This is a genomic window from Massilia aurea (genome assembly GCF_040790145.1).
GTDB classification, from domain to species: domain Bacteria; phylum Pseudomonadota; class Gammaproteobacteria; order Burkholderiales; family Burkholderiaceae_D; genus Telluria; species Telluria aurea_C.
The window spans coordinates 16,925-29,581 of sequence record NZ_JBFMMP010000006.1 but is presented as its reverse complement, the minus strand read 5'-3'; the positions used below and the strand labels follow the sequence as shown (position 1 = coordinate 29,581).

Here is a 12,657-nt window from a genome sequence, read left to right as displayed (position 1 = left end):
TCAGAATCCCATCTGCATATTGCCCTTGATGCCGTCCTGAATGACGCGGCCAAGCTTGTTGGCCGCGTTGCCATGACGCGAGAATTCGGCATTGACCGACGTCGATTTGTCGAGCTTGAGTTTTGCTCCAGCGCCCGTGTAAAGCCCCGTATCGGACGCGGCATTGATGCTGCGCTTGACCTCGCTGTAGGCGATGCCTGCCTTGGCATAGGCCGACAGGCGCGCATCTTCGGGCGTCGTTACCTTGACGGCCAGGTGGTTGCTCGCCCCTTTCTCGCCGAGCCCCTGCGATGCATCCTCGGCCCTGCCCTGCTCTTCCCGGTACAGGCCGCGGTCCGGCAGATTGACGTAACCGGCCTCGAGCGCGACATTCGGTGCGACCTTGACCCCGACAATCAGGCGCGGATCGCGCCGGAAGCCCTTGAACACATGGTCGTTGGGTTGTGCGGCAACGTTCGCGCCATACAGGCGCGAACCCGCCGGGCGCGCCTCGGCAAACGGGTCCGGTTCATGCAGCTGATCGGGCTTGATTACCGCCGGTCCGGCCGGCGTCTGGATTGGCAACAGTTCCTGTGCCTGTGCCTGCCCAGCACACACGGCGAGCACGCCAACGGCCAGCGCAATGATTCGAATTTTCATCAGAGTCCTTTCCAGTGAGGCTGCGTGCGGGGCAATCCCGCACGCACGCGACGTTGTCCGAGTCGATCCATGTCTTCGCTCGGGTAAGGCTCGCCCAGGCCTTCTTCGCTCGGGCGATGCTGGGTTCCGTACACCTGCTTCCTGCCCTCGTACACCAGTACCCGGTCGATCGATGTCGCCAGGTTATACGGCGCGATCTCGTGCCTGGTGGCGGCGTCCTGCATCAGCCCGAGCCACGGCTTCAAGCGTGCCAGCGGTGCGTGCTGCGCGATGAGCCAGGCTGCATTGGCCGCTTCCCATCCGACCATCGACAACGTTGGCCAGCCATGGGCGGCGACGATCGCTGCCAGGCGCTGTTGACGCGCCTCGTCGCCAATGCGCAAGCGCTCGAGGGCAGCCGGTTCGTTCGGGCGCGCATGCTCGCCCCGCAATGCCTGATCCGCCCTGCCCAGTTCGAGAAGTTCGCGCGCAAGCACCGGCGCCGGCACCTGCCTCGGATACACCAGCAGCGCCAGCGCGACGCTCGTTGCGACATCTTCGACGACGAGCGGAAGCGCCTCCCAATCACGCTCGCCGACGAATACCGTGCAGCGCGTGCCGGTCGGCAGCGCGATGCGATAGCGCTGGTGCTCGACCTTGCCAAACAGGCGCGGGCGATCGACGCAATCGGCAAACACCGCAAGTTTGTCGGGGAATGTGGCAGCTGAGCTATGGAGCTGGCCGACGAACACGATCGGATCGGTCGTTTCAGCCGCGCGCAGCCCGGCCGGGAACGCGAGCATTGCCAGCACCCCTGCCATCCCTGATGTAACAGCCCGATGCCGCCACAGGTTCCTCATGCCCGGCCGTCCCCAAGTCGAAAACGCCCAGAATACAGAAATACCGCAAACACATAGTCACGCAATGTCACGCCGGTACATCGATCGCGCAAGCTCATAGTGTTTGACAGGCCATCAGGTCAGCGCCATACTTGGCCGATGTTAGCGTTATCACTCAATGCGCGCATCACGATAAAAATATCCGGAGACAAGTAATGTTCAAGCGCGGGCCCGAGACACCTGTGGCGAGCGGCGCAGCCCTGCGCTGGCGCGAAAAGATCAGCTATGGCGTGGCCGACATGGGCTTCAATTTCTATTGGGCCAATATCGCGACGTTCCTGCTGATCTTCTACACCGACACCTTCGGCATCTCGGCCGCGCAAGCGGCCACCCTGCTTGCTTCCATCAAGCTGGTCAATGCCTTCACCGACCCGGTGATCGGCGCCTTCGCCGACCGCACGAACACCCGCTTCGGCAAGTTCCGTCCCTACCTGATCTGGATGTCGATCCCGCTCGGCGCCGCGGCGGTGCTTACCTACACCACGCCCGACCTCGACGCCGACGGCAAGCTGCTGTGGGCCTACGGCAGCTACCTCGCGATGATGGTCTGCTATACCTGCGTGAATATCCCCTACAACGCGCTGTCGGGCGTGATCTCGAACGACCCGCAAGAGCGCTCGACGATCAACGGCCTGCGCTTCATCTTCGCCTTCGCCGGCAGCACGCTGGTCACCGCCGCCACGCCGGCCATGGTGGCGTGGCTCGGCGCCGGCGACGATGTACGCGGCTGGCAACTGACCATGCTCGCCTGGAGCGTGGCCGCGTCCGTCATGTTCCTCATCACCTTCATCAACACGCGCGAACGCGTGCTGCCCCCGCCCGGGCAGAAGAACGATGTCTGGCGCGACATCCGCGACCTGGCCGCCAACCGGCCCTGGGTCGTGCTGTTCGTGCTGGCCCTGGTGATCATGGTGACCATCACGCTGCGCACCACCACCTCGGCCTACTACTTCAAGTACGTCGTCGGGCGTCCCGAGCTGATGGCCACCTTCGTGCCGACCTATATGGTGTTTGCCGCCATCGGCGCGGCCTGCACGCCGCTGCTCACGCGCTTCGTCGACAAGAAGCGCCTGATGATCGGCTTGATGAGCTGCACCGCCGTGCTGTCGTCGCTGTTCTTCCTGATCCCGGCCGACCGCATCGACCTGATGTTCGTGCTGCAGGCCGGCCTGGGCCTGGTGCTGGGGCCCAAATCGCCGCTGGCGTTCTCGATGTACGCCGACACCGCCGACTACAACGAATGGCGCACCGGCCGGCGCGCCACCGCGATGACCTTCGCCGCCGCCACCTTCTCGCAAAAGCTCGGCACCGCGGTGGCCGTGAGCGTCATCGGCGCCGTCTTCACCTGGCTTGGCTACGTGCCCAACGCGGCCCAGACGGTCGGCTCGCAGGCCGGCATCGTCTGGCTGATGTCGTTCGTGCCGGCCGCCTTTGCGCTGGTGGCCGTGCTGGTGATGTGCTTGTATAACCTCGACGCCAGGGCATTGGCGCGCATGGGCGCCGAACTGGCCGCGCGCAAGGCCGCGCCATGATTCCAATGGAGATCCCTTCGATGCTGTATCCGCAAGACCAACGCTATGTGCTCACCAGCCCGACCGCGATGCCGCAGGCCGGCGGCTTCCTGTGGAACCGCAGGATGATGATCCAGACCACCTGCCGCGGCTACGCCACCGCGCAGTTCATGCAGCCGGAACCCGGCAAGTATTCGCACGCGCCGAACCTGGAGGCGAAGTCCTTCATGCAGCCGGAACAGAATTACTATGCCCACCACCCGGGCCGCTTCGTGTACGTGAAAGACGAAGACACCGGCGAGATTTTCTCGGCGCCGTACGAACCGGTGCGCGGTGGCCTCGATCGCTTCGAATTCTCGGTCGGACGCGTCGACCTGCACTGGACGATCGAAAAACTCGGGATCCGCATCGACCTCACGCTCGCGCTGCCGGTGGACGACGTGGCCGAACTGTGGACGGTGAACGTCACGAATCTGTCGGACCGCCCGCGCCGCATCAGCATCTACCCGTACTTCACGGTCGGCTACATGTCGTGGATGAACCAGTCGGCCGAATACCGGCACGATCTGGGCGCCATCGTCGCTTTCGGCATCACGCCCTACCAGAAGCTGGACGACTTCTTCAAGAACCGCCTGCTGAAAGACCGCACCGTGCTGCTGTGCGAGCACGCCCCCGACGCCTGGGAAGCCGCGCAGGGCGCGTTCGAAGGTGAAGGCGGCCTGCATGCGCCGTCGGCGCTGACGCCAGAGCGTCTGGCCTGTGGCGACGCGCGCTACGAGACGCCGGCCGCCGTCGTGCAGTATCGCCTGGCACTCGCGCCGGGAGACGCTATCACGCGCCGCTTCCTGTTCGGGCCCGCGTTCGACGATGCCGAGATTGCATCGCTGCGCCAGCGCTACCTGAGCGAAGAAAGCTTTGCCGCCGCCGCGCGCGACTACGCGGCCTATATCGCCGAGGGCGATGGCGTGCTGCAGATCGCCACGCCCGACCGCGAACTCGACAACTTCGTCAACACCTGGCTGGCGCGCCAGGTCTACTACCACGGCGACGTCAATCGCCTGAGCACCGACCCGCAGACCCGCAACTACCTGCAAGACAATATGGGCATGGTGTTCGTCAAGCCGGCAGTGGCACGCGCGGCTTTTTTACATGCGCTCAGCCAGCAGGAAGCCAATGGCGCCATGCCCGACGGGATCCTGCTGTTCGAAGGCGCCGAACTCAAATACATCAACCAGATCCCGCACACCGACCACTGCGTCTGGCTGCCCGTGTGCCTGCAAGCCTACCTCGACGAAACGGGCGACGCCGCCATCCTCGACGTACCGGTGACCACGCACGACGGCGCCGTCAAATCCGCGTTCGAGCGCATCTGCCTGGCGATGGACTGGCTGTTGCAGCGGCGCGACGCGCGGGGCCTGAGTTACATCGAACAGGGCGACTGGTGCGACCCGATGAATATGGTCGGCTACAAGGGGCGCGGCGTCTCCGGCTGGCTGACGGTGGCTGCGGCCTATGCGCTCAAGCTGTGGACCGACGTCTGCGCGGCGCGCGGCGACGTGGCGATGCAGGCGCGCTACCAGGACGGCGCAGCGGCCATGAACGCCGCCGCCAACACGCACCTGTGGGATGGCGACTGGTTCGCGCGCGGCATCACCGACGACGACGTCAAGTTCGGCGTGGCCGCCGACACCGAAGGGCGCATCTATCTCAACCCGCAAAGCTGGTCGTTCCTCTCGGGCGCTGCCGACGATGCGCAACGCGCGCGGATGCTGCCTGAAATCGATGCGCAACTCAAAACGCCCTACGGTGTGCAGATGTTCGCCCCGCCCTACAGCGCCATGCGCGAGGATATCGGGCGCGTCACGCAAAAGCATCCCGGCTCGGCCGAGAACGGCGCGGTCTACAACCACGCGGCCGTGTTCTACATTTTCAGCCTGTACACGATCGGCGAAGCGGACCGCGCGTTCGACGCGCTGCGCAAGATGATTCCCGGCCCGGACCTGGCGGACTACCTGCAGCGCGGCCAGCTGCCGGTGTTCATCCCCAACTACTATCGCGGCGCCTTCAAGGAATATCCGCGCACGGCCGGACGCTCGAGCCAGTTGTTCAACACGGGCACGGTGGCCTGGGTATATCGCTGCCTGATCGAAGGCCTGTGCGGCTTGAAGGGTGACGCGAACGGCTTGACGATTGCCCCGCAATTGCCGTCGAATTGGCCTGGCATGACGGTCATGCGGCGCTTCCGCGGCGCGACGTTCGAGGTGGACATCACGCGCGGGACGGGTGATCGGGTGACGGTCACGTGCGATGGCGTCGAACTGGCAGCGGCCCGCATCGACAATATCGAGGCGGGCCGCACTTACCATGTGCGGGTAGGGTTGGCGGCTACGCCGCCGACGCGTTCAAGCGCCGCATAATATCGCCGCCAACCATCACCGCGTCGGCAGCAAAGCTGCCAGCCCTACTGCATCGTGTAGGTCTGCTGCGCCGTATCGACCGCAAAATTCTGCGCCGCATTCCAGTACGTAAAGCTGTAGCGCACCACGTTGCCGATCGCCAGGCCACCGGCCGTGAACGTGTTCACGCCATTGGCCAGCTGCATGCGTACGTTCTGCTGCGGCCCGTTGTTGACGGTGTAGTGCACGTCGGCCCAGCCGCCGGTCGTGGTGCGGAACTGCAGCATCGTCGACGAGGTCTGGGTCACCGACGTCGGCCCGGTCTGCGGTGGCGGCGTCGTGCCGCCGCCGCCCGACTCCCACACGATATCGTCGATGGCGAACTGGAAGCTCGACGCTGGCAGGCTGCCGTCGATACTCGAGATCATGAAGATATCGTGCAGCGACTGCGCCGCCACCGATGGCCCGAGCAGGGTCGAGACGGGAATCGAGGCTTGCGCCCACCCGCCGTTGCGCACGAGGCCATAGGCCGTGGTGTTGGCCGGGAAGTTCACCCAGTTCTGATTGGTGTAGGTATCGCCCACGCCGATCCTAAAACCCACGTTGGCCGGAATCCTGATGCGGAACTTGACCGTGCCGTTGGTGCGGTAGTTGGACAGGTCGCGCACCTGGCGCGCCTGGATGCCGCCGCCGAACCACTGGCCGGGCGTCGTGTAGTTCCACGCGATGACGTTGCTGCCCTCGTATGGCGCCGTGTTGCCGGCGCCGGTCGACGCGGCATTCCACAAGAAGATGTCGGAGCTGGTGCCCGCCACCAGCTTGGCGTTGACGGCCGTGTTGTCGGTGAAGATGCCGAACTTGCCGGCTACCTCGGGCACGCTCTGGTTGCCCAGCTTGACCTGGCCTTTGCCATCGAGCTGGTACACACGCACGTAGTCGACGTACATCGTGCCCGGCAGCGGCGCCGTGACCTGGCCCGGGTTGGCGGCATCGGTGAAGTTGCCGCCCACGGCCATGTTCAGCAGCAGGTAGAACGGCGCCTGCAGCGCGCTCGAATTGACCGGCAGCGGCGCGTTGTACAGATTGTGCTCGACACCGTTGTCGACGACCGAGAAGCGCATCTCGCTCTCGGTCCAGTAGAAGCGGTAGGTCACGAAGCGATTCGCCAGCGAGGTGGCCGGCACGTGCCAGTTATCGGTCAGCCACGCGGTGGAGGCGGCGCAGCTCTCGTTGCCCGGCACGCAGGCGGCCTGCTGCCAGGTGATCACGTTGGCGCCGACGAAGTGGTTCGACGACGGCGCCCCGCCCTCGGCCCGGATCGCCGCCTTGTGCCCCATCTCCATCATGTCGATCTCGCCGTTGCGCGGCCACGCCTGCGGACTGACGCCCAACAGCCAGGCCGCCGGCCACAAGCCGGTGCCCAGGTTCGGCGTGGCCATGCGCACCTCGATCATCCCGTACTGCACCTGCACCTTGTTGCGGGTGTCGAGCCGCGCCGACGTGAATGCATTGCTGCCCACGGTCTGGCTGCGCGCCTGGATCGCCAGCGCGCGCGTGCCCGATTCGAACGGCACGTTGGCGATGCTGGCGTTGTTCGGGCTGTAGGTCTGCAGCTCGGCATTGCCATACCCGCACAGGCCGATCTGGCAGCCGTTACCGTCCTGCAGGTTCCAGACCCCGGTATTGACGCTGCTGCCATTGAATTCCTCGGACCACAGCAACTGGCCGATGACGGGATTGGTGACGCTGGCCGTGGCCTGCGCACCGCAAGCCAGCGCGAGGCCGGCGACGAGCATCTGGAAAGGCTTCCATTTCGAGCGATATTGCTGATGTAGGTGACTCACATTGACTCCTCTTTTCTCACAACAAGAAAATGTGGCCGTGCCGGCTGGCCGTGCCACGCCCCGCCGGCTGTGCGCCGGTCTCGAATGAATTTGATGCGAAAAACGTAGTTGGAAACCTTTCCAATTCCTGATGAAAAATATAGTCTGATTTTCATTGGGCGTCAAACAGATCCGCATGCCGCGCGATGATTATCCCGCGCGCATGAGGGCTGTCCTAGAGGTCAGCTGTTCTGCCCCCCATCCACATTGATGGCGGCGCCCGTGATGTACGCAGCGTCGGGACCAGCCAGGAAAGCGACCGCGCCGGCGACCTCCTCGGGCTGGCCATACCGGCCCAGCGCCGTCATCTGGCTCACCATTGCGGCAACGGCGCTCGTTTCGGGATTCATCTCGGTATTGATGGGGCCCGGCTGCACGGTGTTGACCGTGATGCCGCGCGGGCCAAGGTCACGCGCCCAGGCTCGCGTGTAAGCGGCCACCGCAGCCTTGGTGGCTGCATAGTCGCCAATACCCGGAAACGGCGCGCGACTGGCGAACATCGTCCCGATCGATACGATCCGGCCGCCATCCGACAGCAGCGGCACGGCAGTGCGCACTGCCGCCACGACGCCATCGAGGTTGATCGCCTGCTGGCGCGCCAGCGCCGCGAGATCTGCCTGTGGGTCGCCAATCGCGCCGGTGACAAACACCCCTGCGCTGTTGACGAGGATATCGAGCCGGCCAAAACGGGCGTGCACGGCCTTGACCAGATCGGCGACCGCGCCGGCATCGGCCTGGTCTGCCGCGATGGCCAGCGCCGCGCCACCGAGCGCCTCGACATCGCGCACGACTTGTGCGGCGCGCTCGGATGAACTGGCGTAGCTGAAGGCGACCTGCGCGCCTTGCGCCGCCAGCCGGCGGACGATGGCGGCGCCGATACCACGTGATCCGCCGGTGACGAGTGCGACTTTGCCTGCGAGAGTGTGCGTCATATTGTGTCCTTGATGAGTTGATGCCTGGCGCGGGATGCGCCAAGTGAGATCATCTTATTCATACTGTTATCGGGGATAAACGGCGCATTTAATAATTCAATATCCCTTAAATAGTTATAATCAAGGACGTCGACAGATCGCTGGAACATCAATGGACCATTTCCTTGCAGTGCAAGCCTTCAACCGCGTGGCCGAGACGGGCAGCTTCGTCAAGGCAGCGGCGCAGATGAACCTGCACCCGAACGTGATGACCAAGCTGATACAGGCGCTGGAAGCGCACCTGCGCGTGAAATTGCTGAACCGGACCACGCGGCGTGTGACGCTCACGAGCGAAGGCGCGGTGTACCACGAGCGCATGCGCCGGGTCGTGGATCAATGGCTGGAAGTCGAATCCGAAATCGGCCTGGCTCAGGCCGATCCGCGCGGGCGCATCCGGGTCGATATGGGCACGACGATTGCCGCACTGCTGGTGATCCCGGCGCTGCCGGCGTTCCACGCCCGCTACCCGCACGTGCAGATCGATATCGGCGCCAGCGACCGCACTGCCGATCTTGCCAGTGAGGCGATCGACTGCGTCATCCGCGGTGGCGACCTGCCCGATTCCACGCTGATCGCGCGCCAGCTAGGCTACCTGCCGTTCGTCACCTGCGCTACCCCGGCCTATCTGGCCGCACGCGCGCCGCTGGCCCACCCTTCGCAGCTGGACGCGGAGCATACGCTGGTGCGCTATTTTTTCCCGGGTTCAGGGCGGCATGCCCGACTGGCGTTTACGCGCGGAGACGAGCAGGTTACGGTGGAAGGAAATTACGTGGTGGCGGCCAACGACAGCAACGCGCTGCTCGCCGCCGGTGCCGCCGGGCTGGGCGTGCTGCACACGCCACGCTTCATGGCGCAGCATCTGATCGACGCCGGCACGCTCGTCCCGGTGCTGCACGACTGGACGGTCGCACCCAATCGGCTGTCGGTTGTGTACATGCCCAACCGCCACCTGAGCGTGCGCGTGCGCGCATTCGTCGAGTGGCTGGTCGAACTGTTCGGCGCCCATCCGCACGTGCTTCACTGACCTGTGCGCAGGGCGCCGCACACCGCACGCCCTGGCGCGCCTAGCGTGCGGCCAGCGGCGCCAGCGCGGTGCGCGCGTCCAGCGCCGTCCATGCCACCAGCGCGGCAGCCAGCGACAGCGCGGCCGCGCCGGCAAAGGCCGTGGGAAGGCCCGACATGGGTTGCCCCGGCACGGCCGCAAACGCATTCAAGGACGCAATCACCGCAATGCCCAGCGCCCCGCCGATCTGCTGGTCCATCTGCAGCAACCCGGACGCCGCGCCGGCATGCGCTTCCGGCACGCCGTCCATGATTGCCACGGTTCCTGGTGCGAACACGAGCGCGATGCCCACGGCATGGACCAGCAGTGGCGCCAGCACTGCCGCCAGGTAGCCGTCATGCTCGTCCAGGAACGCGAAGCCGAGCAGGCTGACAGCCACCAGGACGCTGCCTGTTGTCAGCAAGGCGCGCGCACCGAAGCGGCCCAGCAGGCGTGGCACCACCCGGCTGATCGCGAAGACCGTGGCGGTCAGCGGGATATAGGCCAGGCCGGCGCGCAGCGGCGAATAACCCAGGGTGCGCTCGAAGTACTGCACCAGCATGAACAGCAGCGCGAAGTGCATCCCGACGATGACAGCCATCACCGCGAGCGCACCGAGACGCGCCCGGTTGCGCAGCAGATGCAGGTCGAGCAAGGGTTCGCTGTGGCGCCGTTCGGTGCGCACGAACAGGAGGAACAACGGCGCCGCCAGCGCGAACGACAACCTGGTGCCGCCTGCGGTCCAGCCATGTTCGGCCGCACTGATAAAGCCATACACCAGCGCCACCGATCCCAGCGTGGCAGTGATCGCGCCGACGACGTCGAGCCGCGCCGGCTTCGGCGTGGTCTCGGCAACCACGCGGCCGATCGCGGCCAGCACCAGCACGCCCACCGGGACATTCACCAGCAGCGACCAGCGCCACGACAGGAACTCGGTCAGCACGCCGCCGAGCATCAGGCCCGCCGAAGCGCCGACGGACGAGACGGCGATAAACAGCGACATGCCGCGCGCCTGCTCGGCCGGATTGCGCGCCATCGCCACCACGAGCGCCAGCACGCTTGGCCCGGCCAGCGCCGCGCCGGCTCCTTGAAGGATCCTGGCGGCGATCAGCATGCCGGGCGTCGTGGCCAGCCCACCCAGCAGCGAGGCCACGACGAACAAGGCGATCCCACCGCGGAAGGCCCTTACCTGGCCCAGCATGTCGCCCAGGCGTCCGCCCAGCAGCAGCAAACCGCCGAACGCCAGGCCAAACGCGTTGAGCACCCACGTCAGGCCGGCCGGGCTGAAACCCAGGTCATGTGCGATGCGTGGCAGGGCAACCACCACGATCAGCAAGTCCATCGCGAACATGCATTGCGCCGCCAGGACGGTCAGCAAGGCCAGGGTGCGGCGCCGGGAAGTGTGAGTGAGGCTGGTCATGGTGGTATCCCGCGAAGGCTTAGTAGCCCACGCCGCGCACGCCGCCAGCCGCGCGCAGCGATTCACCGGTGACCCAGTGCGCGTCGCCGGATGCCAGGAACACCGCCACCGGCGCGATGTCTTCCGGCTCGCCGAAGCGGCCCAGCGGCGTGCCCGCGATCAGCGACTTGCCGAAGTCGCCATCGAAATTGCCGGCGGTGGCCGGCGTGTTCGTGTGGCCCGGCAGGATCGCATTGACGCGGATGCCGCGCGGACCCAGTTCACGCGCCAGTGCGAACGTCAGGGTGTCAACCGCGCCCTTGGTGGCAGCGTACACGCTCGACGCCAGGTACGGATCGGTGCTCAGGATCGAGCTGATGTTGATGATGCTGCCGCCATCCTTGAACACCTTGAGCGCCTCGCGGATCGCCAGCAAGTAACCGAGCACGTTGATGTTGAATTGCTTGTGGAACGCGTCCTCGGTCAGGTCGGCCACCATCTCGAAGACGGCCACGCCGGCGTTGTTGACGAGAATGTCGAGTGTGCCGTAGTCGGCTTTTACACGCTCGAACAAGCGGATCACGTCGGATGATTTGCTCATGTCGGCCTGCAGGGCGACTGCCTTGCCGCCGGCTGCCTCGATCGATGCGACCACCGCATCGGCGCCCGCCTTGCTGCTGGCGTAGTTCACGATCACGGTGGCGCCCTGGGCGCCGAATGCGCGGGCAATGCCGGCGCCGATGCCGCTCGATGCGCCTGTGACGACGGCGATTTTATTGGTCAGTTTCATGGTGTGTCCTGTAGTCGATGTGCCCCGAAGCCCCATGGCTTCGGCGACAACGACGATGTTACGGAGCGCCTGCACGCGCCACGTGCCGGTTCTTCGCGCATGCTTGCCTATTCTTCTCAATGCGCGTTACAGCGCCTTGGCCGGTGCTATATTCGGGCATGACTGATGTGAACGAAGCGTTGAACGCGTTGCGTGCCATTGCAATGAGCGCGGGCGACACCTGGACCGATACCGGCCTGCCGCGTGTGGCGATGGTGCGCGCCGAAGCGTGTTCGAACCAGGTGTACGGACCGATGCTGCACCTGGTGCTTCAGGGTTCGAAAAGCTTGTCGATCGGCGGGCAGGTCGTGCAGTTCGAGGCGCCCGGCTACTTTGTCGTGCCGGTGGCGCTGCCGGCGCTTGGCCAGGTGGCCGCGCAATCGCGCAGCGCGCCGTATCTTGCCGTAAGCCTGGCGCTGGACCCGGCCATCATCGCCGCCATGCTGGCCGAGCTGTCCGATACAAGGCCGGTACGCCACGCCGCCGGCTTCGCGGTGGCACAGGCGGGCCCGGAACTCGTCGACGCCTGGCTGCGCATGCTGCGGCTGATCGCCAGGCCGCACGAGGTGGCGATGATGGCCCCGCTGATCGAGCGCGAAATCCTGTTTCGCGTGCTGCAGGGGCCGCACGGCGACCTGCTGCGCCAGATCGCGCACGCCGACAGTCGCATCTCGCAGGTACGGCGCGCGATCGACTGGATCCGCGCGCACATGACGCAGCCGCTGCGCGTCGGTCCTCTTGCGGCAATGGCCGGCATGAGTGTCGCGGCGTTCTACCGGCACTTCAAGGCGGTCACCGCGATGACGCCGATTCAGTACCAGAAAAGCCTGCGCCTGCTGAAGGCGCGCCGCCTGCTGCTGTTCGAGCCGTTCGATGCCGCCTCGGTGGCATACACCGTCGGCTACGAAAGCGCATCGCAGTTCAGCCGCGAGTACGCCCGCATGTTCGGCCTGCCGCCGATGCGCGACGTGGCTCGCTTCAAGACACCCGACGCCGCCAGCCTTGGCGTGCGTACCCGTTCGCGCGCAGGCAGCGAACGGGCGTGATGACGTTTGCCACGGCGGCAAGAAAGCAGGAACAGGCAGGAGCTTGACAGGAAGAGGCATGCC

The 12,657-nt window shown here is 65.5% G+C and carries 10 protein-coding genes; 4 read left to right on the top strand and 6 right to left on the bottom strand.

Features of this window, described 5'->3' with window-relative positions:
* Together AB2N08_RS10995 and AB2N08_RS10990 are read right to left on the bottom strand one after the other, a co-directional pair.
* A complete protein-coding gene (locus AB2N08_RS10995) occupies positions 1 to 639 on the bottom strand; it encodes an outer membrane beta-barrel protein (RefSeq protein WP_367610687.1) in 639 nt (212 codons plus the stop codon).
* The gene (locus AB2N08_RS10990; RefSeq protein WP_367610686.1) at positions 639 to 1,421 is read right to left on the bottom strand and encodes a DUF6624 domain-containing protein; all 783 of its coding nucleotides are present in this window, start codon (positions 1,419 to 1,421) and stop codon (positions 639 to 641) included. Before AB2N08_RS10990 ends, AB2N08_RS10995 begins: the two co-directional genes overlap by 1 nt.
* A 251-nt stretch (positions 1,422 to 1,672) precedes the next feature.
* On the opposite strand from AB2N08_RS10990, the gene AB2N08_RS10985 reads away from it, so the two are divergent.
* Both AB2N08_RS10985 and AB2N08_RS10980 read left to right on the top strand, forming a co-directional pair.
* Complete coding sequence (locus AB2N08_RS10985) at positions 1,673 to 3,049, top strand: MFS transporter (RefSeq protein ID WP_367610685.1); 1,377 nt, start codon at positions 1,673 to 1,675, stop codon at positions 3,047 to 3,049.
* Positions 3,050 to 3,054: 5 nt separating this feature from the next.
* On the top strand, positions 3,055 to 5,445 hold the full coding sequence (locus AB2N08_RS10980; protein WP_367610684.1) for a GH36-type glycosyl hydrolase domain-containing protein: 2,391 nt from the start codon (positions 3,055 to 3,057) through the stop codon (positions 5,443 to 5,445).
* 44 nt (positions 5,446 to 5,489) lie between these two features.
* Here AB2N08_RS10980 and AB2N08_RS10975 read toward each other — a convergent pair whose 3' ends face one another.
* Positions 5,490 to 7,268: a glycoside hydrolase family 16 protein gene (locus AB2N08_RS10975; protein WP_367610683.1), complete on the bottom strand. Its 1,779-nt coding sequence runs from the start codon at positions 7,266 to 7,268 to the stop codon at positions 5,490 to 5,492.
* A gap of 221 nt (positions 7,269 to 7,489) precedes the next feature.
* Entirely contained in the window at positions 7,490 to 8,239 is a 750-nt protein-coding gene (locus AB2N08_RS10970) for an SDR family oxidoreductase (RefSeq protein WP_367610682.1), read from the bottom strand.
* A gap of 151 nt (positions 8,240 to 8,390) precedes the next feature.
* Between AB2N08_RS10970 and AB2N08_RS10965 the strand changes: the two genes are divergently transcribed.
* Positions 8,391 to 9,302, top strand: a complete 912-nt coding sequence (locus AB2N08_RS10965; RefSeq protein ID WP_367610681.1) for a LysR substrate-binding domain-containing protein — start codon at positions 8,391 to 8,393, stop codon at positions 9,300 to 9,302.
* 40 nt (positions 9,303 to 9,342) lie between these two features.
* Here AB2N08_RS10965 and AB2N08_RS10960 read toward each other — a convergent pair whose 3' ends face one another.
* Together AB2N08_RS10960 and AB2N08_RS10955 are read right to left on the bottom strand one after the other, a co-directional pair.
* Positions 9,343 to 10,740, bottom strand: a complete 1,398-nt coding sequence (locus tag AB2N08_RS10960) for an MFS transporter (protein WP_367610680.1) — start codon at positions 10,738 to 10,740, stop codon at positions 9,343 to 9,345.
* Between the two features lie 19 nt (positions 10,741 to 10,759).
* Complete coding sequence (locus tag AB2N08_RS10955) at positions 10,760 to 11,509, bottom strand: SDR family NAD(P)-dependent oxidoreductase (protein ID WP_367610679.1); 750 nt, start codon at positions 11,507 to 11,509, stop codon at positions 10,760 to 10,762.
* 158 nt (positions 11,510 to 11,667) lie between these two features.
* Between AB2N08_RS10955 and AB2N08_RS10950 the strand changes: the two genes are divergently transcribed.
* On the top strand, positions 11,668 to 12,594 hold the full coding sequence (locus AB2N08_RS10950) for an AraC family transcriptional regulator (RefSeq protein WP_367610678.1): 927 nt from the start codon (positions 11,668 to 11,670) through the stop codon (positions 12,592 to 12,594).
* The last annotated feature ends 63 nt before the right edge of the window (positions 12,595 to 12,657 follow it).